Here is a 26,322-nt window from a genome sequence, read left to right as displayed (position 1 = left end):
GCCGGCGGATCCCCGCCGGCGTCCCTTTCGTCCGTACGGCTACCGCAGCGAGCGGGCGAACGCCCGGACGTCGCCCACCAGCGCCTCCGGCTGTTCCATGGCGGCGAAATGGCCGCCCCGCTCGAACTCGGTCCAGTGGCTGATCGTCGGGATGTCCCGGTCGGCCAGCCTGCGCACCGGCACGAAGATGTCCCGGGGGAAGACCGCCACACCCACGGGCACGGTGATGGGCGGCGGCCGGTGCCCCTCGGCGGCCATCCTCAGCCCCGCCGCGCCCTCGTAGTAGAAGCGCGCCGACGACCCGGCGGTCGCGGTCAGCCAGTAGATCGACACGTTGGCCAGCATCCGGTCCCGGTCGACGGCGTCCTCGGGCGCCTTGTCGGAGTCCGTCCAGTCGTGGAACTTCTCCACGATCCAGGCGAGCTGCCCCACGGGTGAGTCGGTGAGCGCGTACGCCAGCGTCTGCGGGCGGGTGGACTGCAGCTTCATGTAGCCCGACAGCTCCTCGTCGAAGCGCGCCAGCCCGGCCAGCCGACCCTGCTCGGCGGGCGACAGGCCGGCCAGCTCGGCCGGATCGCCCGAGGGGAAGGCCATCAGCATGTTGACGTGCGCGCCGATCACGTGCTCGGGAGCCAGCCTGGCCAGCTCCAGCGAGATCACCGCGCCCGCGTCGCCGCCCTGCGCCAGGTAGCGGTCGTAGCCCAGCCGGCGCATCAGCTCGGCCCACGCCAGCGCCACCCGGTACGGATGCCAGCCCGCCTCCCTGGTGTGCCCCGAGAACCCGAACCCCGGGATCGACGGGATGACCAGGTGGAAGGCGTCGGCCGGGTCGCCGCCGTGCGCGCGCGGGTCGGTGAGCGGCCCGATCACGTCCAGGAACTCGGCGACCGAGCCCGGCCAGCCGTGCGTCAGCAGCAGCGGCACGGCCTGCGGCTCCGGCGAGCGCACATGCAGGAAGTGCACGTCGGCGCCGTCGATCTCGGTCACGAACTGCGGGTGCCGGTTGAGCTCGGCCTCGGCCGCCCGCCAGTCGAAGCCGTGCCGCCAGTGGTCGGCCAGCTCCTTGAGATAGCCCAGCGGCACGCCGCGCTCCCAGCCGGTGCCGGGCAGCTCGTCCGGCCAGCGGGTGGCGTCGAGCCTGCGGTGCAGGTCCCGCAGGTCGGCCTCGGGGATGTCGATGCGGAATGGACGCATGAGTGTCCGCCCTTCTCTCCTCAGGGTTGGGTCGAGCAGGTCAGCCGGTGCCGGTGCGCCGCAGCTCCTCGAAGGAGGACAGGTCGGGCACCGTCCAGCCGTCCAGGTCGTACTCGCCGAGACACCGGTCGACGAAGGCCGCGTACTCGTCGAGCTGGCCGCCGGCCATCTGCGAGAACAGCAGCTCGACCCGGGTGTTCTCGTGGTTGCCGCCGTAGTTGCGCTCGTAGAGCTCGTGGCGGCCGCCGAACTCCGAGCCGATCGCGTCCCACAGCAGCTTCATCACCTTGACGCGGCCCTCGGCGTCGGTGCCGTCCGAGCCGCGCAGGTACTTGTCCAGGTACGGGCGGATGTCGGGGTTCTTGAAGTCGGCCGCGCCGGAGTTGACGTAGATGAGCCCGCTGGCCACGTCCTGAAGGATGATCTCCTTGATCCGCGGGTAGCCGATCTGCATGAACCAGCGGTAGGCCAGGCCGTACTGGGGGTTGGGCAGCAGGGCGCCGTTGCGCCACTCCACCGGGTTGCGGGCGGCGGCGTCCGACAGTGCCCAGAACAGGTTGCGCCAGGCCAGCACCTCGCCGATCCTGGTCTGCACGCCGCGGAAGTCCTTGGTGCCGGTGATCTCCAGCGCCCTGACCAGCAGCCCGGCGATGAACTCCAGCTTGACCGCCAGCCGGGTGCAGCCGTGGAAGGTGAAGCGCTCGGTGAAGCCCGACTGGCCGGTGAACAGCTGCGCCTTGCCGAGGTCGCCGTAGATGAACACGTTCTCCCAGGGGATGAGCACCTTGTCCAGGACGAGGATGCTGTCGTTCTCGTCCAGCCGGGAGGAGAGCGGGTAGTCGAACGGGCCGCCGGTCAGCGCGGCCGCCATGCCGTAGGAGGGGCGGCAGATCAGCTTCAGGCCCTGCGCGTCCATCGGGACGGTGGCCACCAGCGCGAACTCGCGCTTCTTGACCGGCAGGCCGTAGTGGGCGATGAAGTTGTAGTGCGTCAGCGCCGAGCCGGTCGCGACCACCTTCGCCCCGCTGACCACGAGCCCCGCGTCGGTCTCCCGCTCGACGTGCACGTAGACGTCGTTGACCTCGTCCGGCGGCCGGTTGCGGTCGACCGGCGGGTGCACGATCGCGTGGTTCCAGAACAGCACCTTCTCCTGCGACTCGCGGTACCAGCGGCGGGCGTTGCCGTCGAAGGGGGCGTAGAAGTCGGCGTTGGCGCCCAGCGTGCCGAGGAAGGAGGCCTTGTAGTCGGGGCTGCGGCCCATCCAGCCGTAGCTCATCCTGGCCCACGTCGCGATGGCCCGCTGGTCGGCGACCAGGTCCTCGACCGTGCGCGGGGTGGTGAAGAAGCGGTGCGTGTAGCCCTCGCCGCCGCTGTCGGTGGGGCAGGTCAGCAGCTCACGGGTGCCGTCGGCGTGGAGGGCGTCGTAGAGCCTGGCGGTCATCCGCACCGGGTTGTGGAACGCCGGATGCTCGGTGACGTCCTTGACGCGTTCACCGTAGAGGTAGATCTCACGATCGTCACGCAGGCTCTCGACGTACTCGCTGCCCGTGAGCGGGCGGGTCTTCGGCGCGGCATCGGGCATCGGACATCTCCCTGGGCAGGCAGCACGGTGCACCCTCAGCGTGGCACCCGGGCCGGCGGCGGCCATCTCGCGATGTGCGCTGTTTCGCGGGCGCGGCGGCGGGCGGCATTCTGGAAGGTGCCCGTACGCGTGCCCCGATGTGACGATGACGGCGTGACGGAGCATCGCCTGTGGGCGCTGGCCCACCTGGGAACCCCGATGGCGATCCGGGTGGCCGCGACGCTGAGGATCGCCGACCGGCTCGCCAAGGCGCCGGCCACCGGCGCCGAGCTCGCCCCCGCCGTGGGCGCCGACCCCGGCACGCTGGAACGCCTCATGCGCTACCTGGCCGCCAGGGGAGTGCTCGGCCGCGACGACGACGGCAGGTACACCCTGACCGCGCTCGGCGAGGAGCTGCGCGACGACCATCCGGCCGGGATGCGCGCCATGCTGGACATCGAGAGCTGGGAAGGGCGGGCCGAGCTGGCCTTCGCCCACCTCCTGCACAGCGTGCGCACCGGCGAGGCGGCCTTCCCCCGGCAGTTCGGCCGATCCTTCTGGGAGGACCTGGCCGCCGACCCCGCCCGCGCCGCCGCGTTCGACGCGCGCATGGCCGCCGAGGTCCCCGGGCGGGCCCCCGCCATCGTGGCCGGGTACGACTGGGGGAGCCTCGGCCACGTCGTCGACGTCGGCGGCGGCGACGGATCCCTGCTCATCGCGCTGCTCACCGCCTACCCCGGGCTGCGCGGCACGGTCGTCGACCAGCCCGCCACCGCGCGGGCCGCCGCCGCGGCACTGGAGGCCGCCGGGCTGTCCGGCCGCGGCGACGCCGTCGCGGGCAGCTTCTTCGACCCGCTGCCCCCGGGCGCCGACGGCTACCTGCTGTCGTGGATCCTGCACGACTGGAGCGACGACGACGCCGCCGTCATCCTGGGCCGCTGCGCCGCCGCGGCCGGGCCGGGCGGCTCGGTCTTCGTGGTGGAGGACTTCGGCCCCGACGGCGAGTCGCCGCGTACCGGGATGGACCTGCGCATGCTCGTCTACTACGGCGGGCGCGAGCGCGCCGTCGCCGACCTGCGGGCCCTGGCCGGGCGCTGCGGACTGGAGGTCGCCTCGGTGCACCCGGCGGGCGCGCTGCGGATCGTCCGGCTGGCGGTACGCCCGTGACCCCCGCCGAGATCGTCGCCGCCCTGGTCGCCCCCGAGGGCCGCCGCGACCCCTACCCCCTGTACGAGCTGCTGCGCGCCCACGGCCCGGTCGTCCCGGTACGCCCCGGTCTCACCGTCGCCGTCGGCTACGCCGAGATCAACCGCGCGCTGCGCGACAACCGGCTCCGCGTCCAGGACGCCGCCGGGTACGACCACATCTATCCCGCCTGGCGCTCGCACTCCTCGCTGCGCGGTTACACCGACTCCATGCTGTACCGCAACCCGCCCGGCCACACCCAGACGCGGCGCCTGGTCAGCAGCGGCTTCACCCCCGCCCGCGTGGCCGGGATGCAGGAGTCGGTCGAGCGGATGGTCCACCGGCTGCTGGACCGGCTGGCCGACCTCGGCGCCGGCGGCACGCCCGTCGACTACATCGCCGAGTTCGCCTCCCGGCTGCCGATCGCCGTCATCAGCGCGCTCATCGGCGTGGCCGAGGACGACCAGAAATGGTTCCGTCAGGTCGCCTCGGACCTGACGATCGCCCTGGAGGGCATCACCAACGTCTCCAGGCTGTCCATCGCCGACAAGGCCATGGACGAACTGGCCGGCTACTTCGGCGAACTCATCGACGACCGCCGCCGCCACCCGGCCGACGACATGCTCACCGCGCTCGTACGGGCCCACGACGACGGCACCCGGCTCAGCCACGACGAGCTGGTCGGCAACCTGATGCTGCTGCTGACCGCCGGGTTCGAGACGACGAGCTTCCTGCTCGGGCACGGGCTGCGGCTGGCGTTCGAGCATCCGGACGCGGCCGCGCGGCTGCGCGAGGAGCCGGGCTTCGCCACCGCGTATGTGGAGGAGGTCCTGCGGTTCGAGGCGCCCGTCCAGGCGACCAGCCGGTGGGCCGAGACCGCTACCGACATCTCGGGCATCCCTGTGCCCGGCGGGACGAAGGTCGTCCTCATGCTCGCCGCCGGCAACCGGGACCCGCGCCGCTTCCCCGACCCGGCCCGCTTCGACCCGGACCGGCCGGACGTCCAGCCGCTCAGCTTCGGCGCCGGGCCGCACTTCTGCCTGGGGGCGCCGCTGTCGCGCATGGAGGCCCGCATCGCGCTGCCGCTGCTCCTGCGCCGTTTCCCGGCCCTGTCCGCCGCCGAACCCCCGGACCACCGCGACCGCTGGGTAGGCCGCGGCCTCCACCGCTTCCTCATCACCACCACCTGACCCACCCCTCGCGTCCGGCCGGTCCTCCGGTCTTTCCTCGCGTCCCGACGATCATGGACGTCATGGGCCGCGGCCACGCTGACCGCGCTCGCTCCCAGCTCTGCAACTGGGCCAGGTCGCCGCTGGCCAGGGACGAGGGCTCCCGGTACTACGCGCACACGTCCTTCGGGCAGTGCACGGGTGACCGGCTCCACTCCGTGATCCAGGACATCCCGATCTGGCAACTCCCGCTGTCGACTGCGGCGGCGCACCGCTGCTCGCCGCCGGACCTGGTGGGCCTCCAAGCGAAGGTGCTCAAGCGGAAGGCCCGGGAGGCTGCCAGATCGGGTTCCTCCGCGCCCCGAAGAGCGAGGTCACGCGCCATCGTGAGGACGTGGAGAACATCCCGCTGCCCGTCTCCACGCGCATCCGGATCCGGTTTGCGCTGTCCTGGCGTGTCGGTCCGCGAACGTTACCCGCCGGCAGCGTCCAGGAAGATCGCGCGGGGCATAACGCGTGCGGCTGCCTGGACCGCGGGCTGCCGCTGCGTGTACGTGTGGATGGGATCTGATGAGCAACGCGACTCCGGCGATCGGACCAGGGCAGTTCGAGACCGGCGACATCGGCAGGCTCTCACGGGACGTGAACCTGTTCCGCGGTGACGTCAACTATCCGCAGAAGCTCGTGCAGTTGCCCGGCGTGCCGGGTGACGACACGCTCGCGGTCGGCGTCGCGCTGCACTACCGGAGCAACGTCAGCGACCAGGTCACCCAATGGAACCTGGACGCTCCCACCGGGATCGCCGGTCTGGGCTGGTACCTCGCCTGGGACAGGATCGAGGCCGTCGGCGCCGGGTCCGTGAGCGCCGCCACCCGGTACGTCTACTGGTCGGCCGGTGTCTCCAACGCGCTGGTCGCGGACTCGACGCCATGGCCGCGGGTGAGCCTGGACGCGGCCGCTGCAGCCACGCTCGCCGGCGGCACGGTGTCGGCGGACGTCGTGGCCGCCTTCGTCGCGCAAGGCGTGCCCCTCGACGCGGGGGCGACGGTCGCCGGCGGCGGCGCGGACTGGACGATCAGCGACGACACCTGGCAGCGCGTGTTCTCGGTGGCGGCGACCGGCACCGGCGCCGAGGTGTGCGACGGGGGATCGCGCTTCCAGTTGCAGGACTACGAGTTCTGGCAGATCTCCTACTACGCGGACTACGAGAAATGGGAGATCACGACCGATTCCGGCGAAGTGCGGACATTCGGCGGTGGGCTCGGCAAGACCGCGAAGCAGTATGCGACCAGCGCGGGCAACAGCGTCGAGTGGGCGGTCAAATGGGGCGGGCCGTCGGGCACGTGGACCGGGCCGTCGACCGTGGGCACGGATCAGCAGCAGTATGCGAGGGCCTGGAACCTGAGCACGCGCCGTGACCGCTGGGGATCGTCGGTGTCGTACGCCTACAACGAGTTCCCCAGGGGCGCGGACGGCCTGCTCGGGAACAACGCCGAGCAGCTGGTCGGCACCGGCCTGCCGTACACCAAGGCGATCTGTCCGACGAGCGTCACCAGCGTCGCAGGCCAGGTCGTGACGTTCCGCTACGGCGACAAGACGTTCACCGCCGACGCGCAGGAGTACCTCGACCCGCACAAGGAGCTGCAACCGGCCGAGGCGCCGGAGACGCCGCCGGCGAACCTCTGCGCGGCGAACGCCTATCAGGACCGCTACGAGACCCTCTACCTGAGCGGTCTCGACGTGAGCGCCTCGACCGGTGCGCTGCTGTTCGCGGTCGACCTGGACTACACCGCGCCGCGGGTGGTGTCGACGACGCCGGCGGAGCTGTCGGCGACGGCCGTCAAGCGATATCTCGCCGGGGTCAGCGAGCGCAACGCCGCCGGGGCGGCGCTGCCCGGCTACGCCTTCGACTACTACATCGACGCCGCTGACGGCCCGAACGTCGGCGCGCTGCGATCGGTCACCTACCCGCAGGGTGCCGTCGCCACCTGGTCCTACGCCGAGTCCGGCCTGGACGTCTGTGATCGCGTGACGCCGGACATCGCGCCGGCGCCCGCGCTCGGCGCGGGCGCGACCCCGCTGGTCTGGAGCGGCACGGACTACGTCGTGTCGGTCTGGCTCAACGCCGAGCGGACGATGGCGACGCTGGACGTGTACACGTGGCTGGGCCGTTGGTCGCACTGGTCCGGCGGCACCGTCTACGACGACCAGGACAACCCGCTCGACGCCGGCGACGCCCAGGTCGTCACGGCCGACGACACGTTCGCGCTGGCACTGGTCGCCGAGGACGACAGCCGGAGCCAGGTCACGCTCTACAGCCGCACCCCGACGCGGCCGGACCAGTGGACGGCGACCGGCGTGCCGGCGCTGACCGGCGTGGCGACCCTCACCGCCGGCAGCGCCTTCGTCGCCGCCGTGCTGGCCGACGGCTCGTCCTACGACCTCTACCGGTGGGCGTGGGACTGGCGCGGCGGATGGTCCGGGACGGACGAACCGGTGCAGAGCGGATCTTCGCCGCTGTTCGCGCTCGGTGCCGCGGAGTGCCTGCTGGTGGCCGAGACCTCCCTCGACGGCACCGACGTGTCGCTGGCCTGGCTGGACGGGTTCGCGACCTGGCACGACGGCGACACGATCGCGTTGCAGGGACACACCGTCGGCGACAACGACGACCATCAGGTGCTCTGGGACGCCGGCCCGTCGGTGGCCGCGCTGTCGTTCGCGGAGGGCCAGCCCGGCATGACGTACGGGGTGCAGCTGCTGCGCTGGGACCTGGACTACCACTTCACCGACACCGCCTACGTCGGAGGGCTGCAGTCGGAGCCGATCGACGCCGACCAGCCGGTGACGTGGCCGCCCCAGCCGGAGGTGGTGGACGGCGCGTTCGTCGCCGTCCGCCAGAACCTGTTCCGCTTCGACGCGGGAACCTGGCACAGCACGAGTTTCGCCACCTCCGGCCAGGGGGCCGGCTGGCTCGCGTTCGCCTACGGCGACGACGTCGCGGTCCAGGTCGTCAACGACTACACCGACGCGGCCACCGAGCTGATGGCCTACGACCCGGACGGCGACGGGTTCGCCGCCCAGCCGACGCCGATCACGACCGCGCTGCCGCAAGGGGGCAGCATCGAGACCCAGGGCCGGCCGTCCGCGTCGGGCGGGGACTTCATCGTCGCCCGCAACTCCGTCTTCTACCGGGGCACGTCGACGACCTGGGCGGAGCCGGTGCGGCAGCCGGTGTTCGCGCTGACGTCGACCTCGGAGCTGGCCACCGACGTCGACTCGCGCAGCATCGTCAACCAGGCGCCGGCCTTCCTCGCCTACCTCGTCAGCGACGCGGCGGTGGCTGCGGACGACGCGGTCCAGCTGCTCGTGCTGCGCAACGGGGGCGTGCTCCAGCCGCTGCCGGACCCGCTGGGGAGCTCGGCGTACTACGTCCCGGGCGTGTCGCCGGGCGCCGCGGACGGCCAGTGGCCCGCGGGGCCGTTCTCGCTGGTCGTCTACGCCGCCACGGAGGGCGGGTTCAGCCAGGCGCCGTCCTACCGGGTGTACCGGTACGCCGGTCAGGCGATGAGCGGCCCGGTAACCGGCTACCCGGTCAGCACGCTGGTCATCGGCGACGGCTTCGGCGGCACGTACACGACCGGGTACGAGTTCGACGCGGCGACGGCGGCGTGCGATCCGACGGGGCAGGTCGTCAAGTACTACCGGGCGGCGGTGTACGACGGCGCCGCCGACGCCGGTACCTCGGTCTTCGGGCGCACGGTCTACTCCTACCTCAACGGCACCCTGCCCGGGGCGAGCGATCTGTGTCTCGACGGGCTGCTGCGGCAGACGGCCGCGTTCGCGGGCGCGTTCACGTTCGCGACAGCCATGTCGAGCGCGCTCGGGCTCGACCCGGACGCCGCGCCCGGCTCGCCGCAGCCCGTCCCCGACGGCCTCGCGCGGGCCTTCGCCGCCGCGGGCAGCACCCTGGGCAGCGGCGCCACGGTGCAGTACCTGCAGATCGACGGCGCGTACTGCTATTGGGCGGTGGCCGACCCGGCGTCGGGCCTGGTCCACAACATCGACTACACCGGCGACCCGGGCGCGCCCGACGGGGTGCGCGTGTTCACGGGGACGCCGGTGCACAGCCGCACGACCACGTGGACGCTGTTCGATCAGCGCGGCCGGTCGCCGCAGGACCCCGTCCCGCAGCCGATCTACGGCACCTACGTGCGCCCGACCGAGGTCGTCGAGCGCCGGGACGGCGTGCCGATGACGACGACGCTCGACTACGCCCCGATCGACCCGATGCGCCCGTTCCCCGTCCCGGCTCCGTTCTCCGGCGGCGTCGTGGGTCGTGGCTGGCAGCTCGCCACGGTCACCGGGAGCGTCGAGGCGCACGCCGAGCGGCTCACGTACGGGTACGAGCAGTATCCCGGGCTGCTCGCGGCGAACCTGCTGAAGCCGGTGGTCGCCTCGCTGCACACCGTGAGCGTCGACGGCGCCGCGGCGGTCACCGTCGGCTCCACGGCGACGACCTGGTCGTCCTGGTCGCAGCCGGGCAAGCAGGTGAGCGTCATGGCCGCCGCCCGGCAGTGGGCGTGGACCGGCGACCCCTCGGGCGGCGACGACGGGAGCTTCCCGTTCGACGGCGCTCCGGACCCGGCGTACTGGGTGACCACCAGCACCGCGACGGCCGTGAGCGCACGGGGCGCGGTCTCCGAGTCCGCCGACCCGGCCGGGACGGTCCACGCGACGCTGGCCTCCGCCGACGGGCTGCTCGACATCGCGCATGTCGCCAACGCGAGCTTCACCGCCGGTCAGGCGGCCTACACCGGGTTCGAGACCTACGAGGACCTGACGGGGTGGACGCTCACCGGCGGGGCGAAATGGGACGACACCGACGCGCACACCGGTTCGAGCAGCCTGGCGCTGCCGGGCGCGGGCGCGACGGCCACCCGCGCGGCCCTGTCGCCGAAGACCGGCCAGACCTACGTCTTCACCGGCTGGTGCAAGACCGGCGCGGGCTTCACCCCGGGCACCTCGGGCTGGACGTTCACCGTCACCGCGGACGGCACGCCCACCTCCCAGTTCCTGCCGTTCCCCGACACCGGTGGCGCCTGGTCGCCCCAGTCGGCGGCGATCGCCGTGCCGGCGGGCGGCGACATCACGCTCACCATCGCGGCCGCGAACACCACCACGGCGGCGGTGCACGCCGACGACGTCACCGTGGTGCCGCTGACCGCGCAGTTCACCGCCCGGTCCTACGACGCCGCGAGCCGGCTGCCGCTGGCCCGCATCGACCGCGCCGGGCACACCTGGCACGTGATCCGCGACACCTTCCTGCGCGTGATCGGCGGCACCACCTCGGCAGGGGCGCCGTCGTCCCTGCAGCTCAAATACCTGTCCCGGCAGGGCAATCCGGACGGTTTCGACTGCGCCGACCCCAACGGGTCGCTGGCGGTGAAGTGCTTCTCCGGCGGCAGCCACCAGACGTTCCGGAACGGGACCGGATGGCAGGCCGACTGGACGCCGTCGGCTGCCACGGCGTTCACCGCCGCCGGCGGCGTGCTCGCCCATCAGCCGTCCGAGCAGAGCGACTCGCTCGGCTACGCGGCGTCGCCCGGGCCGACGTACGCGCTCTACGTCGAACTCGCCCCGCTCGGCGACGGCCCGCTCCAGCTCACCGACGACTTCGCGATCACGGTCGGCGACAGCGCCGTCACCTTCGATCCCACCGCCGCGCAGTGGCGGCTCACGTCCACCGGCTCACCGGTCTCCGTGTCGGGCCCGCCCACGTGGTGCCTGCTCGTCCTGATCGGCGGCCGGCTGATCTTCTACGCCGACGGCCGGATGCTGTTCTCCGAGCAGACGCGGGCGGGCGGCGCGCCGGCCGTCGTCGTCGGCCGCAACGGTCTCGCCATCGCCAACCTCGTGCTCCTGGACGGCCCGGCGTTGCGGCTCAAGCACAGCGACGCGACGGGAGCGGCCCGCCAGGATCACGTCCTGACGGACGAGGACTACCTGGTGTCGCAGACCATCCGCGACGGGCGCGCCCGCCAGATCGCGCGCACCGAACCGGCGCCGGGACTGTTCGGCGGCGGCGCGTCCCTGCCGGTCCTGGCCTACCGTCCCGGGCTGGTCGACGTACCGGCCTTCCTCGCCGGGCTGGACGGCGACGCGACGATGACCGGGGACGTCGCCGACTGGTACGACGGGACCAACGACACCGACGACGGCGGTTACCCGTACACGCGCACCGTCCTCGAACCGGCGCGGCACGCCCGCCCGATCGAACTCGGCTTCCCCGGCAGCGACCACGCCGTCATCGACCGCGGATCGACCACGCCGGCCGGCCGGGCGACCGTCCAGTACGGGTACGACGCGAACGAGGAGGCGCTGCCGCACGGGCTGAACCCACCGGACGCGACGTTCCAGCTCACCACCCGGACAAGCCAGACGAAGACCGCGATGACCACGCTGCGCGACGCGAGCGGCCGGCCCGCCGCACGCTACAGTCCCGCCGGCGCGGACGCGGCACTCGACACGGTCACGCCGCAGTACGCGAACGGGACGGCCGACACCGTCACGGCGCTGCCCGACTCCTTCACCTACAGCGAGCCGGCGCAGTCGCTCACCCACCGGGAGAACGCCGTCGGGCAGGTGGTCGAGGACCTCTCACCGGACACCGGGACCACCCGCTACCTGTTCGACAGCGGCGGGCGGGTGCGCTTCGTCCAGGACGCGGCGGCGGCGGCCGCCGGTCTGTTCGCCTACCACACCTGGGACGTCCTCGGCCGGCGCCTGTCGTCGGGCACCGTGACCCTCGGCTGGGACTGCGGCTCGCTCCAGCGGTACGCCGACGAGCCGTCGTGGCCGGAGGACCAGACGGAGACGCCGTACCACGTGACGCGGCGCTGGACGTACGACGGCGACGGCGGCGATCTCGCGGCGCTGGACCACGTCGTCGGCACGGTGGCGGTCACCGGCTCGGGCGCGTCGTCGTACGAGGTCGCCGAGAGTTTCGGCTGGGCGCCGGACGGCACCCTCGCGAGCCGGACGGTGCGGATGAGCCAGGGCGGGAGCACCCTGGGCACGTTCACCACCACCTACGAGTTCGACAACCAGGGCCGAGCCACTCGCGTCGGCTACCCGTGCGCGGCCGCCACCGGGCTCACGGCCGTGCGCTACACCTACGACGGCCGGGACAACGTCGTGGGCGTCGCCGACGACGACGGCACCCCGCTGGCGTCCTACGCCTACGACCCCCGGGGGCGGCCCGTCAAGCACGCCTACCCCGGCGGCTGCGCCGGATCGGCCGCCTTCGACCCGCTCGGCCGGCTGGGCTCGCTCGTGGTCGCGTCCGGAGACACGGCGTTCGCGCTCGAACTCACCTACGACGCCGCCGGAAACCCGCAGACGCTCGTCGAGTCGATCAGCGGCGACGGCGTCAAGGACACCGCGGCCGTGCGCTACAGCCACGACCCGCTGCAACGGCTGCTGGGCGCCGACGACGCCGACGGGACCCGTACGGTCGGCGTCGGCTACACCACCACCGCGGGCCTGACCGACCAGAACGGCAACATCCAGACGCTCGCGCGCGGCGGCGGCGACCCGGCCCGCTTCGGCTACGCGGCGGGCACCAACCGGCTCACCTCGGTGACCCCCGCGGGGGGAACCCCGGCGACCTACACCTACCAGGCCAACGGCCTGCTCACCCAGCGCGGCGACGACCTCACGCTGACCTACCTCGACGCCACCGCCCTGCCCGCCTCGATCACCGGCACGGGCGGCACGACGCTGACCTTCGCCTACGACGTCAACGGCTACCGCCGGGTCAAACAGTCCGCCGGCGACGACGCGCCGGCGCTCTACGTGCACGCCGGGACACCGGGCCCGCTGCTCACCGTCGACGCGTCCGGCGCCCCGACCGCCTGGGTGTACGGTCCCACCGGACTGGTCGCGATGATGCGCGGCGGCCTGCGCCACACGATCGTGACCGACCACCTGCGTTCACCCCGGCTGGTCCTCGACGATGACGGCACGCACGTCGCGACCTACTCCTTCGACGTGTTCGGCCGTCAGGTGCTGGCCCACGAGCCGTCGCCGGGCTTCGTGCCGCTGTTGTTCACCGGGCAGGAACTCGACGCCGAGACCGGCCTGTACGCGTTCCCGGCCCGCCTGTACGACCCGTCGATCGCCCGGTTCCTCAACCCCGACCCGGCCGGCCAGTACGCCAGCCCGTACGTCTACGCGGGCAACCAGCCGGCGCTGCTGACGGACCCGACCGGCGCGATGACCGCGATGGGCGAGGCCGGCATCGAGGCCGCCCTCACCCTGCTCATCCTGGCCAGCGCGATCGCCACCGCCGGGGCGACCGCCGCACTGGTGCCGGCGGCGTTCGCGGCCGAGGGCATCTGCGGCGGCCTGGCCGGCGCGGCGGCGACGGGAGCCGGCATCGGCGCCGCCGGCGGAGGCATCATGGGCGCGGCCGGCAGCGGGCTCGAATACGCCGTGACCACTCCGCCGGGCAACTGGAGCGGTAAGGCGTTCGGCCTGGACTTCGGCATCGGTCTGGCCGCCGGCGCCGCCGGAGGGCTGGTGACCGGCGGCATCAGCGGGGGGCTGTCGTCCGTGCTGGAGCCGGCGGCGGCCGCCGGCGCGGCCGCGGCGCCGGGTGCCGAGTCCGCCGAGGCCGGAGTCGCCGAGGCCGCGGGGCCGCCGCTGGCGCAGGTGACGCAGGAAGGCGGCGGCGCCATCGCCGAGGTCGCGCCGCCCGCCGAGGCCGAGCCGCCCGGGGAGCAACCACAGGCCGGCGCGGCGCAGGAGCGGGCGCCGGCGCCCGCCCGGCCCGCCTCCGCCGCCACCCGCGCCCTGCAGTACGCGAAGCCGGGGCTGGTCCGCGGCCTGATCGCGGTGACGTCCGGCGGGCCCGGCGGCGCAGTGCAGGGCGCGGTGAAACAGGTGATGTGCAACGTGGCCGAGGACCGGCCGCTGCGCCAGGGCGTCGGCATGGAGAGCCTGGTCTACCTGGGCTTCGGCATGGGGACGTCGCTGCTGGGCATGGTGGCCCAAGGCGGCGCCGAGTGGGGGGACATCAACGTCGGCAGCCTCAAGACGGCCTGGACCAACGACCCGTGGGCGACCGTCGCGATCTCCGCCCTGCCGCTGGTGCTCCTCGGCGGCGGATACCTGTGCTACACGAATCTACGGTTCGGCTCCTAGGAGTAGTAATGGCTCATCTCAGTGTCCGTACTCAGAAGATGCCCTCGGGCAACGCCTTCGCGTCGCCGGTCGTGTTCGACTTCAGCGGCGACATCGGCCAGGGCGAGCAGATCCTCGCCTTCGCCGTCGCGCTGAGCGGCTTCCTGGTCAATTACGAGACCAACTCGTCGTTCTGGGCAGAATCGGTGGGAGCCGTCGGCGCGTCCCTGACGCCCAACCTGTTCGGCGACACCGTCGTCCTGGGCGGCAACGTCATGCTCACCGACTACCAAGGCGACACCGCGCGCTGCTTCTGGGACGGGGAGTCGGACCCCGCCAGCGTCGTGCAGGCGACCGCGCTGGCTGTGATCGGCACCTCCGTCACGACCGCGGTCTGCGGGACGACCTTCGGCCTGCAGTCCGGCGCGGACTCGCCGCCGATCGACGTCCCCGACGGCGCCCAGAACCTGGCGTTCCTCTCCGGGTTCTCCGTCGCCAGCGCCACCGGCGGAAGAGGCTACATCGGCGGCCTCACGCTGAGCTCGGGCGTCTCCTCTCCGCTGAACGACCAGGTGCAGGTCAACGGCACCACCGCCCTGACGGACTTCCAGTCCGACGGGACCGTCGACATCGGCCTGCTGTCCTACCTCCCCGATCTGACGGGGTTCGACGTGGCGCGGACGGTGGACGTGAACTGGTCCGCTCCCGACAAGGAGAACGGCATGACGGGAACGTTCCAGGCGACGTTCACCATCCCCGACGGCTACTCGCAGATCGTGAACGCGGCCATCCTGCTCCAGGACGTCACGATCGTCTACGGGGACACCACCACTCTGGAGCTCATCGGGGCGATGCAGTCGTCCGACCTGACCATTTCCGGCGCCCAAGTCTCGGGAAGTTTCATCCTCAACATCTACAACCCGGACTGGGGCGCCAGAACCTACATCACCTCAGACAGCACCGCGACGCTGGCTGTCATCGCCCAGTTCGCCTGACAGGAGGGCTACCATGCCGATCGCCATCCAGACGCAGAAAATCACCGGCAGCAACTCGGGGACCTTCACCTTCACCGACACGGTGGGCCCCTTCGTCTACGCGCTGAATTACCTGAACTGGCAGACGCAGCCGTCCAACGCGCAGATCCAGAACATCGGCGTGTCCCTGCAGGTGGGCAGCGACGCCGAAGCGGATCCGACGACCGTCACCATCGACCAGACCCTGCTCATGGACGATGTCGACTCCTCCTCGTCCTACACCTATGTCACGGTCGTCGCCTGGATCGGCTCGGACGATCCGCCCGGGCTCATCATGCAGAACCAGCATGGGATCCCGGTCGACAAGATGTCGTCGCAGGCGGCGCAGAAGCCGTTGCCGACGTCGTATCCGCCGGTGTACGCGGTCGCGGCCATCTCCGGTTTCTCCTACACCTTCGCCAGCGACGACTCCGACTTCCTCAGCCTCGGTGTCGGCGTGGGCGTCACGTGCCCGCTCACGTCGCGCACGCCCGCGGTGTCGGCGGTCGCCACCGGCATCTGGACCGGCGACTCGGCCTTCTCGGGCACGGTCGACGCCGCCGTCATCGCGATGACCCCCAAAGGAACCGGCCTCGGCCTCGGCCTCGCCTACCTGCCCAACGTCGCCCCCGTGACCCAGACCGTCGGGCCGCTGCCCGCCCTCGGTGGCGCGAGCGTGGCCTCGGCGGCCTTCCTCCTGCAGTCGTTCTGGCCCCAGTTCGACCCCACGCTCGATCCCACGCCGGACATCTCGCAGATCTGCTTCGGAGTCTCCCCGACGTCGGTGACGCTCAACGAGCCGGACGTCGGGGAGGTGACCGCCGTCTCCGAGCAGGGACTCCAGGACAATGACTACAACGGGTCGGGGACGACGGTCACGGCCCAGAACGCGCTCGTGAACTACCTCCTCGTGGAATGCTCATGACCTTTCCGCCTCGGCTCTCTGCACTCAAGATCGTGCTCAGCGCCAGCGGCGCGAAGCCGTCCTCAACGATCGCGCCGACGAGCAGGGACACGGCCTGGCCCGCCTGCTCGGCGGGACCCACATCGCCGCTACCACCGACCATTTCCGACCCATCTGATCACCAACGGCCCGGCTTGCCGATCGACCACGGCACCTCGACAACCCACCTGTCGAACATCGGCCATCCGCGTTGTCGGGCAATTCATGCGGGCGCAGGTCGCCTTCGCGCTGCAGGTCGTGCTGCTCCTGGACCGGGTGGGGGCTGGCCGACGGCATGCGGGTACAGGCCACACGCAGGCGGCCATGGCCATTGGCCTTGAGCCGCCGGTTGGCCACGTACGGGCTGTCGAGAATGAGGATCTCGCCGGCGGCGGGGGCGGCCAGATGGGCGGCGATCCTGTGGTCCGCCATCTCGGCGCGGAGGGCATCGCTCAGGTCGGGGAAGTGTTCGGCGAGCGCGTCCACGATGCGGCGGGCCTGGGCCGCTCGGAGATGGTGCCGGCGCCGGTGTCGGTGCGCGGTGCCCGCAGTGCGTCCGGCGCGTTCCGGGAACCCGTCAAAGAGCGCGGTACATGATGTGCAGTCCGACGTAGCCCTTCACCGGGCTCCAGAAGCCCTCCGGCACGGTGCCGAGCACCTCGAATCCGAGTCTCCGGTACAACCGCACCGCCGTCTCGTTGGTCTCCACGACCGCGTTGAACTGCATCGAGCGGTAACCCATCGCGCGGGCCCACTCGATCGTGTACTCGCACAGCGCGCGGCCCACACCGCGTCCGGAATGCGCTGGATCGACCATATAGCTGGCGCTCGCAACGTGCGAGCCGTTGCCCATCTGGTTGGTGTTCATCTTCGCGGTGCCGAGGATCACGCCATCGTTGTCGACCGCGACGACCGTACGATTCGGGGCGGGCAGGAACCACCAGCCGCGCCCCTCTTCCTGACCGAGATCGAGCGGATAGGTGAAGGTCTCACCGGCGGCGACGATCTCGCGGAAGAACGGCCAGATGGCCGACCAGTCGTCCACGGTGGCTTCCCTGATCAGCATCCGCCCAACATACCGGCGGCCCCGAACGACCGCCTCGTCGGCCACCTGCCGCTCCAGCGCCGCGAGCAGCTCGCCGACCTCCTGCGCGAACTCCTCGCCGGGTTCGGCGCCCCCGAGCCGACCGGCCAGGTCGGCGACTGATTCCCGGACGGCGGCCGCTACGCCTCCCCGGCGGCAGGTCCCGAGCAACCAGGCACGACGAGGTCGCTGCCATGGGGAAGCCCGCTGCCCCCTCCTCGGGCAGCGGCACCACGATGACGGTGCCGCCCTTGAGCCGGAAGTGGATCACCCAGTGGCCCGCCGAGCGTTCGACCCGCCCGGCCGTCGGGCTCTCCAGTTCGCCGGCGCGCATGCCGGTGATGGTCAGCGACGCCACCGCGGCGGCGTCGGCCGGGTGGTTCGCGGCGATCGTCTGGGAGTCACGCAACAGGGTGGTGCCCTCGGTCAGGGCGAGGGTGGGTCTTCAGCAGGTGCGGATCCGGGCTCTGGGTGGCCTTGGCAGGCAGGTCGTGACGGTCACTGTGGTCGGGGTCGCACGGCTGCGCCGCCCTGGCCGGTGGAGGCGCCCCGTCGGACGCCTTGAGGCGCAGCCCGAGCTCATCGGCGATCATCAGGGCGTAGTGGCTCGCCAGTGCCTTCTGCCGGATTGTCGTGAACGATGAACTGCACGCAAATGCTCCTGCACCCGGCAACCACCCACAGAAAGTAACAACCGCCAGAGAATACGGACCGTTCAATCACCGGTCTCTACCAGGGCTGTACCTCCACAACAGGTGTTCCGGAAAAGGGATACCGGGACGAGTTGCGCAACGTAACATCCCGAGGATGGGAATCGGAAGCGATCAGCGCTGTGGCGGGCTCGCCGTAGCGTTGGCGCACTGCGCAGGCCGGCCATCGCGACATCCGGAGGGACGATGAGCGACCCCATCTGCTCCATGTGCCAACGGCCGTACGACCCCGAGTTCATGACAGGGCTGCCCTGTCGCGTCTTCAGCTATGAGGACGTCGTGACCCCGGGCTGCCCGGCACAGCAGCGCATGATGGCGAAGCTGAATGAACAGGTCCGCAGAACCCCGCCGGCGGGGGGATGTCTCATGCTCATCCTGGCGCTGCCCCTGCTGTTGATGCTGTTGATACTGAGGTGCGGGGGGTCGGCGAGATACCGGTCGTAGTCGGCGCAGGCGGTGCGCTCGGCTATGGGGCGGGTCTCCTCTCGTCAGGCGGCGAGGTCGACGTCGAGGCCGACCTCGGCCAGCGCGGGGTTGAACGCCTCGGGCTCCAGCCCGAGCTCATCGGTGGCATGGGCCTCGAAGCGCGCGATGTGGGCGCGCGGGTAGGGGGAGAGAGCGCGGCGAGTTCGGCGGCGGTGATGGTCCACCCTTCGGCGACCAGGCCGCGCACGACGTCGGCGATGTCCAGGGCGTTGTGGAGACGACGAGGTCGGCGAGCAGGGTGTTGAGCTTCTTCTGCTCGATGGGGTCGTTGTCGGCGAGCACCCCGTTGTTGCCGAACCCCAGGAGGCCCCTTGGGCGACTGGACGCGTACGGTCAGCGCTGCGGGGCGGCGCCTATGCCCTCCTTGGTGTCTGCGAGGGTCTTGTGGACGACGCCGATCGAGACCTTCACGCCGGCGGCGCTGGTGCGGATGGATTCCCCGCGCCGGCGGTGGTCGAGGATGGCGGCGCGTTCGTCGTCGTCGACCACGGGTCGGCGGGGACCGACCCGGCCGCGGCGGCGGGCCGCCTCCAGTTCGCCCTTGGTCTTGCGGACGATGTCGCGGCGCCGGTCCTCTGACAGGCCAGGCTGCTACGCCCGGAGCCGAAAATCTATCGTGGCGGTGGTAGACATTCGTGAGTGTGGGCGTTATGGTTTCTGATATCGCAAGAAACGGATCCACCGGGCAGCGAAGTAGTTCCTTGGCATCACGACGAACTGCCCGCAGCAAGACGAAGTCAGAAGAGGTTGACGGCAGAAGGTCGGACGTGACGGGCCAGTGCAGTGGATAGGGGCCCTGATCGTGGACGCGCTGCCGAAGGTGAAGTTGGCAAGTGGTCCGGAAGAGGAAGGGAGTGTTGACGCCATCGGGATCGCCCGTTGCCGGCTGAAGTTCCGCCGCTCGGGTACCGCAGTTCCACGGGATTGGAAGGTGGTCTACGGTCACGCATCCGCGATCCGCGCATCACTGCCGCTCTCTGCGGCGGATGCGCACAACAGTAAGCCGGCCGGATGGCCGGTAGATGGTGTTGAACTCTTTCGGGGCCCCGGCGCAACAGGCGCCGGGGCCCCTGTGCTCGTGATGAGAAGGGAATGTATGGATCAACTTCGCTCGGTTGCCGAGGGTGACACACTGGCTCGCGGCAGGATTACGGAAACGACGGCCGAACGCACGGCCGGAGACCGGTTCGACGATGAGGACTACCCCGCGTACAGCATGGGCGCGGCCGCCGAGATGCTCGGCGTCACCCCCACGTTCCTGCGGGCCCTGGGCGCCGCCCACCTGATCGAGCCGAAACGCTCCAGCGGCGGCCACCGCCGCTACTCCCGTTACCAACTGCGCCTGGCCACGCGTGCCCGAGAGCTCGTCGATCAGGGCACTCCCGTGGAAGCAGCCTGCCGGATCATCATCCTGGAGGACCAGCTCGCCGAGGCGCTGCGGATCAACGCCGAACGCGAGCGCACCGCCGGAACCTAACGGTCGGCGCCGCACCCGGCGGCCTGGTCTCCGACTGCGCTGACCAGGCCACATCGCATCGGTGGGCGGCCCGCAAGGGTGGCGAACCGCTTGGCGAAGGTGGCCCGGGACATTCCGCCCAGGGCGGCGAGTTCCTCGACGGTCCCGTTGTGGCCCGGGGGCGTCCCAGGGACCGATCGGGGCGGGCCGCGGCTCGCTTCGTGCGGGCGGGTCGTGATCGGAGGGGTCCGGAGTGGTCGCAGGAGTGCCGTGCCGCTCGTCAGGACCCGCCGCCTCCGCCGTCACCCGAGCCGCCGCCGCCGTCCCAGCCGCCACCCCCTCCGTCCCAGGTGCCTCTTCCGCTGTCGTCCGAGGTCCAGCCGACGGAGCCGCACTGGTTGGCCGGGCTGTTGGGGCCGGCCGGGTAGAGGTGACCGTCCGGGATCGAACGCTTGCTGAGCTCGGCCGACAGGTGCGGGTCGCCGAGGTGGCTCAGTCCGTACAGCGCGAGCGGGACGGCCACGGCGTCGGTCCCGGCCCCGTACGGGTGTGCCCGGCGTGCCTTCTCCAACTGGTGGCGGCCCGCGCGGCCGAGCCGGACCGGCCGGTTCCTGACGTACAGGGACCGGATCTTCCTGGCCGTCAGCCAGCTGCCGCCGAACCCGAACAGCGCAGCCACGCTCAGCGGCGGCGACTGCGCGACGATCATGTAGATCACGTCCGCACCGGCGGCGACGACCGCGACCGTGGGGATCAGCTTCAGGACGTCGCGGCAGACGCGGAAGCCGGGCACGCTCCGAGAGTCGACGAGGAGGCCCAGGTCGGCGAGCCGATCCCTGATCCCGGCGACCTCCGCGCTCTCCGCCAGGCGGCGCTTGACCTGGACGACCGGCGGGCTCCTGCGCTCGGCGAGGATCGCGACAAGCCGCTCCTCCACGAGGTATCCCGCCGTCACGGCCGTGGAGACGCGATGGATCTTCCCGCCTCGGGAGACGCGGATCTCCCCTTCCCTGGCCAGCAATCCGATCGCGGTGTCCGCCACCCGTACGGGTCCGCCCGCGAGATAGGCGAGCTCGTAGTGGCCGAGGTCGACGTCGCGCAGCCCGCCGAGCCTCAGGCGGGCGCGGACGTGCGCCACCTCGGCGGCGAGGACCGTGCCGACGGTGACCGCCCCGAGCAGCACCGCCGACCATGCGAGGATCACATCCATGCCCACCTCCCGTGTTGTTGATCAACGAACGCGTGAGGTGGACACGAAGGTTCCGAAGAGCACCCCATTCGGCCCCCTGGGCACGAGAGCCGCGGCCGGGCGTACCTCCGCCGGGGCGATCTTCTCGGGCCCGGGGGATCGCGGCCCGGATCGGGCCGGGGACCTTACCCCCGTACGCGCGCTACCTGGCACCGCGTCGCCCCGTTCCTGGCCCGCCACCACGCCGACCCCGAAGCCTGGTGGGCAGCCACCCCTGAGCAGATGGGCGCGGAGGCGTACGAGGACTTCCGGCGGGCCGTCCACGACCCCCGGACCGTGCACGCGATGCGCGAGGACTACCGCGGGGCTGACCGTGGACCGCGCGGTCACTTGAGCGGACGTCCCGGCCCGCCGACTGCGGCTCTTCTCTCCCGGGATCTCACCCAGGAGGTGAAGCCCTCGACGGCGTCGACGACTGCCTCGAAGCGGAGCGAGTGGTACAGGTCGAAGGCGTGGTTGCCGCCGCGCAGCTCGGCGTAGACGACGGGATTGGCCGAGGTCTGGCGTAGCCGGTCGGCGAAGTGCAGCGACTGGCTGTTCTTGTGGCCGCCGGTGTAGCCACCTCCGTGCAGATGGATCAGCACGGGCGCGCCTTGCGGGCGCGAGCGGTGGTGGTAGAGGTCGAGCATGTTGCGGCGGCCGGCGTCGCCGTAGGCGAGGTTGGCCACGCGCCGCACGTCCCAGCGGCGCCGGAAGACGGGCAGGAACAGGATGCGGGCCCACGGAGGCCGGCGCCGCAGTCCGGCGGCGAGGTCGGCGTCGATGGCGGCCCGCCACCCTGCGCCCAGCCCGAGTTCCATGGCGCGCTCGATCCTGGCGCGCTCGCCCAGCGCGCGGTAGGCGATGACTGCGAGCCCGATCGTGGTCACGGCGGCCAGGGCGACGACCGCCCAGCCGCCCGCCGAGTCGATGTCACCCTCGGCGAACGCCAGGGCCGTCGGCAGGAGCAGCATGTAGAGGAAAGCCGCGAACGGCAGTTCGTTGGCGGCCAGGCCGAAGAAGTAGCTCGGACGGCCGAGCGGGTGTCGTGGGGGCGGGCGCCGTGGGCTCCGGTGGCAGCGTGACGCGCTGGGTGGACAGGACGCCGCCGGTCGCGCTGGAGCCGGCCAGGAGACGGATGGCGCTGAGGCTCAGCTGATCACCTCAGCCTCGGCCGAGCGGACGATCACTGACGAATGGACATGTGAGGGCCGTTGGAAGAGGTGGTGTCAGGCGGCTGCTGACGGTCGGGACGTGCGCAGGAGGAGGGCGCTGGTGAGGATCACGAGGAGGGCGGTGGCGCCGTGGATGCCGACGGCCGCTGCTGCCGGGCCGCCGTGGGAGAGCACGATCGTCATGTCGCCCAGCGGCACGAACGACATCGCCAACATCGCCCAGCCCAAGGCCCGACGCTGACCGGCCAGCAGCAACGCGACGATGACAAGGCCTTGCCCAATGTCACGCACTCCCTTGACAGCAAAGTAGCCGCCGGCGTCGCCTGACGGCGGCTGGGGCAGGCCGAATCCGGCAGCCGCAGCCTCCGGTCCAAGCAGGTAGTTGAGACCGACGTAGCCGATGAACAAGGCGCCGAGCAGAGCAAGAGCGGTGGCGACGTGCTTCATGATGACCTCCGGGTGGGGTTCGTGTTGCCAAGAAATCTAGAGACATCAACTCGGTTTGGCAAGTTATTGCCAAACCGAGTTGCCAAGCCGGACAGATCTCAGCCATGCCCTTGATTCGGCTTGGCAATTGATTGCCAAGCGGCGTAGACTCGAGCTCCACCGCCCATCCAGGAGTGAACACGTGCTCGAACAGCCCTCCTTCGGCCTACGGCTCAGGCAGCTGCGGACCGACCGTGGCCTGTCGCAGACGGCCCTCGCCGGTGACGGCATGTCGACGGGCTACCTGTCGCGCCTGGAATCCGGCGCGCGGCAACCCACCGAACGGGCCGTGACCTACCTGGCCGACCGGCTCGGCATCAGCCCGGCCGAGTTCGCCGAACCCGCCACCGCCTCACTGGCCCAGAGCCTCACCCTTGCCGCCGGCCTCGACGTGGACGCCACCGGCGAACTGCTGGCCGAGGCCGTCAAAGTCACCCACGAGCAAGATCCACTCCTGCGCTGGCAGGCACTGTGGCGCATCGCCGAATGGCGCCGCCGCCACCTGCAATACGCCGAGGAACACACCCACCTTCGTGAACTGGTCGACGTCAGCGAGCAGATCCGCATACCCGAGCTGAGCGTGCGAGCGTTGGCCCAGCTGGCCCGATGCCTGCGCGCGCTGGGCGAGATCTCCGCCGCCTTGGAGGCGGCCGCCGCCGCCCACCAGCAAGCCGTACAGGCAGGACTGTCCACACACGCCAGGGCGAACGCCCTGCTGGCGCTGGTCTCAGCCGAAAGTGAGGCAGGCCGGCTGCCCGACGCCAGGGCGCACGCCGACGAACTGACCGCGCTGGTCGCCGGCCGTACCGACACGCTGTGGGCCGAGACCATGTGGACCGGCGCGGCAGTCCTGTTCCGCCAAGGCGACAGCGAGCGCGCCGGCGCCCTGCTCGACGAGGCACTGGAGCGCTTCGACGGGCGGGAGAACCTCGACCTGTGGCTGCGGCTGCGCACCGCCGCGGCCGCCCTGCACCTGCGCAAGTCCCCGCCCGACCTCGACCGCGCCCTGGCCTGCGTACAGGCCATCGAACCTGCCCTCCCCTTCGCCGGCACACCGGCACTGGAGCAGGCAGTGATGTCCCTGCGCGCACAGATCGCCTTCCAGCGAGGAGAGCTGGGCCAGGCCAGGCAACTGCTCGACCGCCTCGATTCGGCCGAGCTGCGGATGAGCCACCGGGAACAGGTCCGGCTGGAGATCCTGCGCCACCAGTTGCTCATCGCCGAGGGGCGTGAGGAGGAGGGGCTGGCCGGGATGAGAGCCCTGGCCCAGCAGGCGCAGGAGGAGGCGAACATCGACCTCGCCGCCGAGATCTGGCGCCTCACCGCCGAATCCCTGACCCAGTCCCACGATCGCGCCCCAGCTTGATCTTTTGACCTCTGCGGTTTGCGAAGCCGCTCACGAGACGAGATACACGGGCGCGGCAGGCCGTCACGGTGACGCCCGGGATGTACGGCTGGCCTCGGCCTTGCCGTAATTGGTGGTGTCAGTCACGGCGGTCACCGACGGCTGCGGCCAGGCCGAGGACGCGTTTGACCTGCGGAGTCATCGCCCGTCCACCCGTCCGAGGTCAGCGCACGTGGAGGCAGGCGAACTCGCCCTCCAACAGGGCATCCATGACGACGTCGCGGTAGCCGTCGCCGTTCACGTCGCCGAGGCCGAGCTGGGAGTCCTTCGTGGTGCAGGCGGGTTTGGTCGCGTCGGGGGTGTCGCAGGCCGCCGTGTTGCCCATGAGCATGGGGGTGTGGGCCGGGTCTCGCAGACTGTCGATGTACCACAGCTCATGGCTGGTCGAGCCGTAGGTGGGGGCGAGCAGGACCATCGCTTCCATGATGTCGTCGCCGTCGCCGGAGGTCAGTCCTTTGCCCCAGCCCTGGCAGACGTCGGGCGATTCACCCGAGCAGCCGGACGTGGGGCGGATGAGCCGTTTGGCGCCGCTGAGACCGTTCGGGCCGCCGTACAGGACGGCGATCATGCCGCTGTTGTTCGTGCCGAGGTAGCCCGGGTACGTGGGCATGCCGACGGCGATGTCGCGGTAACCGTCCCCGTTGAAGTCGCTCTTGACGGTGATGGCGGGGGCCGCCGCGGCGGGTGCGGCGGGTGTGCTGAGCCCTACGGTCACTGCGAGCATCGCGGCCGACCAGGCGATCTCGTTCTCGCGCATGGGGCGAGGATTCCGCTTACGACTTGTGGCCGGGTTGAGGCCGACGGCGACGACCGCCGAGGGCATCGGACGCGCCGGGCCGCCGGGCCTGGTCGCACGCACGTGCTTCTTCGTGCGCTTCGTCCCCGATGGCTTCGTCGCAGGCCGGCGGATGGCTTCGCGGAGCGGTCGCTGTCACGGCTGGAATGCCACGCCGTCACCCCCAGGATCGTGCGGGACGCGACCTCAACGACACGCGATCACAACAGATGCAGCCGATCACCCGCAGTGACGATCAAACCTCCAAAGCCACGGAACGCAGCCACTTGCGCCTCGGCCTGACCGCTCCGCCACGCACACCGACGACAAGTTGGTTCGGTCAACGGGACGTTCGTTGCTCGCTCCTCCGGCCGGACCCGGCCCAGTGCGGCCGGTTGGAGGAGATCCGCGACAATCTCATCGCCCGCATCGCCGAGGCCGAGCGTGAAGGCCGGCTCGGCGAGGTCGAAGGACTCCAGGTCAGCCTGGCTGGTGCCGAAGAGGAGCTCGCTCAAATGGACCGACGAACTCCCGGCGGCACGGCGATCAACCTCGGCATGCCACGCATGACCCCAGCTCAACCCATCCGGGAGGAGGAGGGAACGGCTTCGCTGAGACAATCAATGGGTGATCAGCAATGAGATCCGGTTCGACTGCCGGCACCATGGCGACGGCGGCGCGCTCGTGATCGTGCCCCGCATCGACGGGACACCACTCACCGAGCTGATCGACAGGTTCGAGATCACCGCCGGGATGCAGCCCGCAGGCGACGCCTACGGCGGTCTGATCCCGCGGTACTTCCGGTTCGGCCTGATGCAGGACCACTTCCTCGGACGGTCCACCAACGCGATGGGGCCGAAGACGCCCATTCTCGGTTGTGAATGCGGCGAGTGGGGATGCTGGCCGCTCATGGCCCGCATCGCCGCGACAGCCGACCTCGTGATCTGGGACTCCTTCGAGCAACCCCATCGCACGACCCGCGACTACACGGCATTCGGTCCGTTCCAGTTCGACCGCGACCAATACGATGACGCCCTGCGCGCACTGAGCGCCACAACCGGCTCCGACAGATCCTGCTGACACTGAGGATCCCTACCGGCCGACCGGCCGACCGGGATTCCGCGTTCCCCACGTGTGGTTGCGGCGCGGCGGCGAAATGCTTTCCACAGTGGACCTTTCCGGTCAGGATTTCGTGCTCCTGGCCGGGCCGGACGGTGAGGTGTGGCGAGCCGCCGCCGATGCCGTTACCGCCCGCCTCGGCGCGACCGT

General features: G+C 71.1%; 20 protein-coding genes and 1 pseudogene. 12 read left to right on the top strand and 9 right to left on the bottom strand.

Features of this window, described 5'->3' with window-relative positions:
• Nucleotides 1–39: 39 nt before the first annotated feature.
• Complete coding sequence (locus ACIHAD_RS41030; protein WP_397360202.1) at nt 40–1,194, bottom strand: epoxide hydrolase family protein; 1,155 nt, start codon at nt 1,192–1,194, stop codon at nt 40–42.
• A 40-nt stretch (nt 1,195–1,234) separates the two neighbouring features.
• On the bottom strand, nt 1,235–2,776 hold the full coding sequence (locus ACIHAD_RS41025) for a 4-hydroxyphenylacetate 3-hydroxylase family protein (RefSeq protein WP_397360201.1): 1,542 nt from the start codon (nt 2,774–2,776) through the stop codon (nt 1,235–1,237).
• Between the two features lie 153 nt (nt 2,777–2,929).
• On the opposite strand from ACIHAD_RS41025, the gene ACIHAD_RS41020 reads away from it, so the two are divergent.
• From ACIHAD_RS41020 to ACIHAD_RS40990, 7 genes are all read left to right on the top strand, one after another.
• Nucleotides 2,930–3,922 carry a methyltransferase gene (locus tag ACIHAD_RS41020; protein ID WP_397360200.1) on the top strand — a complete coding sequence of 331 codons (993 nt, stop codon included), beginning with the start codon at nt 2,930–2,932 and terminating at the stop codon, nt 3,920–3,922.
• Complete coding sequence (locus ACIHAD_RS41015; protein ID WP_397360199.1) at nt 3,919–5,130, top strand: cytochrome P450; 1,212 nt, start codon at nt 3,919–3,921, stop codon at nt 5,128–5,130. The genes ACIHAD_RS41020 and ACIHAD_RS41015 overlap by 4 nt, the downstream gene beginning before the upstream one ends.
• 373 nt (nt 5,131–5,503) lie before the next feature.
• Nucleotides 5,504–5,680: a hypothetical protein gene (locus ACIHAD_RS41010; RefSeq protein WP_397360198.1), complete on the top strand. Its 177-nt coding sequence runs from the start codon at nt 5,504–5,506 to the stop codon at nt 5,678–5,680.
• A complete protein-coding gene (locus ACIHAD_RS41005; RefSeq protein ID WP_397360197.1) occupies nt 5,680–14,313 on the top strand; it encodes an RHS repeat-associated core domain-containing protein in 8,634 nt (2,877 codons plus the stop codon). The genes ACIHAD_RS41010 and ACIHAD_RS41005 overlap by 1 nt, the downstream gene beginning before the upstream one ends.
• 8 nt (nt 14,314–14,321) lie before the next feature.
• Nucleotides 14,322–15,287: a hypothetical protein gene (locus tag ACIHAD_RS41000; protein ID WP_397360196.1), complete on the top strand. Its 966-nt coding sequence runs from the start codon at nt 14,322–14,324 to the stop codon at nt 15,285–15,287.
• 13 nt (nt 15,288–15,300) lie between these two features.
• Nucleotides 15,301–16,230, top strand: a complete 930-nt coding sequence (locus ACIHAD_RS40995; RefSeq protein ID WP_397360195.1) for a hypothetical protein — start codon at nt 15,301–15,303, stop codon at nt 16,228–16,230.
• Nucleotides 16,231–16,473: 243 nt separating this feature from the next.
• Nucleotides 16,474–16,845, top strand: a complete 372-nt coding sequence (locus tag ACIHAD_RS40990) for a hypothetical protein (RefSeq protein WP_397360194.1) — start codon at nt 16,474–16,476, stop codon at nt 16,843–16,845.
• Here the strand turns inward: ACIHAD_RS40990 and ACIHAD_RS40985 are convergent.
• The 3 genes from ACIHAD_RS40985 to ACIHAD_RS40975 form a co-directional block, all read right to left on the bottom strand.
• The gene (locus tag ACIHAD_RS40985) at nt 16,826–17,503 is read right to left on the bottom strand and encodes a GNAT family N-acetyltransferase (RefSeq protein WP_397360193.1); all 678 of its coding nucleotides are present in this window, start codon (nt 17,501–17,503) and stop codon (nt 16,826–16,828) included. The genes ACIHAD_RS40990 and ACIHAD_RS40985 overlap by 20 nt on opposite strands.
• Nucleotides 17,504–18,530: 1,027 nt before the next feature.
• Nucleotides 18,531–18,692 carry a hypothetical protein gene (locus tag ACIHAD_RS40980; protein WP_397360192.1) on the bottom strand — a complete coding sequence of 54 codons (162 nt, stop codon included), beginning with the start codon at nt 18,690–18,692 and terminating at the stop codon, nt 18,531–18,533.
• A gap of 169 nt (nt 18,693–18,861) precedes the next feature.
• Nucleotides 18,862–19,017, bottom strand: a complete 156-nt coding sequence (locus ACIHAD_RS40975) for a hypothetical protein (RefSeq protein WP_397360191.1) — start codon at nt 19,015–19,017, stop codon at nt 18,862–18,864.
• Between the two features lie 727 nt (nt 19,018–19,744).
• Here ACIHAD_RS40975 and ACIHAD_RS40970 point away from each other — a divergent pair.
• Complete coding sequence (locus ACIHAD_RS40970; protein ID WP_397360253.1) at nt 19,745–20,005, top strand: MerR family transcriptional regulator; 261 nt, start codon at nt 19,745–19,747, stop codon at nt 20,003–20,005.
• A gap of 259 nt (nt 20,006–20,264) precedes the next feature.
• Here the strand turns inward: ACIHAD_RS40970 and ACIHAD_RS40965 are convergent, their stop codons facing one another.
• From ACIHAD_RS40965 to ACIHAD_RS40955, 3 genes are all read right to left on the bottom strand, one after another.
• Nucleotides 20,265–21,194 (bottom strand): TIGR04222 domain-containing membrane protein, encoded by a 930-nt coding sequence (locus ACIHAD_RS40965; RefSeq protein ID WP_397360190.1) that lies wholly within the window; start codon nt 21,192–21,194, stop codon nt 20,265–20,267.
• 365 nt (nt 21,195–21,559) lie between these two features.
• Entirely contained in the window at nt 21,560–22,186 is a 627-nt protein-coding gene (locus ACIHAD_RS40960) for a hypothetical protein (protein WP_397360189.1), read from the bottom strand.
• Nucleotides 22,187–22,441: 255 nt separating this feature from the next.
• Nucleotides 22,442–22,834 (bottom strand): DUF4267 domain-containing protein, encoded by a 393-nt coding sequence (locus ACIHAD_RS40955; protein WP_397360188.1) that lies wholly within the window; start codon nt 22,832–22,834, stop codon nt 22,442–22,444.
• A 181-nt stretch (nt 22,835–23,015) separates the two neighbouring features.
• On the opposite strand from ACIHAD_RS40955, the gene ACIHAD_RS40950 reads away from it, so the two are divergent.
• Complete coding sequence (locus ACIHAD_RS40950; protein WP_397360187.1) at nt 23,016–24,239, top strand: helix-turn-helix domain-containing protein; 1,224 nt, start codon at nt 23,016–23,018, stop codon at nt 24,237–24,239.
• Between the two features lie 202 nt (nt 24,240–24,441).
• Here the strand turns inward: ACIHAD_RS40950 and ACIHAD_RS40945 are convergent, their stop codons facing one another.
• A complete protein-coding gene (locus tag ACIHAD_RS40945) occupies nt 24,442–25,035 on the bottom strand; it encodes an integrin alpha (protein WP_397360186.1) in 594 nt (197 codons plus the stop codon).
• A gap of 248 nt (nt 25,036–25,283) precedes the next feature.
• On the opposite strand from ACIHAD_RS40945, the gene ACIHAD_RS40940 reads away from it, so the two are divergent.
• From ACIHAD_RS40940 to ACIHAD_RS40930, 3 genes and pseudogenes are all read left to right on the top strand, one after another.
• A complete protein-coding gene (locus ACIHAD_RS40940; RefSeq protein ID WP_397360185.1) occupies nt 25,284–25,694 on the top strand; it encodes a hypothetical protein in 411 nt (136 codons plus the stop codon).
• Nucleotides 25,681–26,133, top strand: coding sequence for a hypothetical protein (locus ACIHAD_RS40935; RefSeq protein ID WP_397360184.1), 453 nt, complete (start codon nt 25,681–25,683; stop codon nt 26,131–26,133). Before ACIHAD_RS40940 ends, ACIHAD_RS40935 begins: the two co-directional genes overlap by 14 nt.
• 37 nt (nt 26,134–26,170) lie before the next feature.
• Nucleotides 26,171–26,317 (top strand): annotated as a pseudogene (locus ACIHAD_RS40930) (hypothetical protein); the annotation flags it as partial.
• Between the last annotated feature and the right edge of the window lie 5 nt (nt 26,318–26,322).

It is taken from the genome of Nonomuraea sp. NPDC052265, from assembly GCF_044547985.1.
In the GTDB taxonomy this organism is placed as follows: domain Bacteria; phylum Actinomycetota; class Actinomycetes; order Streptosporangiales; family Streptosporangiaceae; genus Nonomuraea.
The sequence above is the reverse complement of the archived record's forward strand: the minus strand, read 5'-3'. Positions and strand labels throughout refer to the sequence as shown.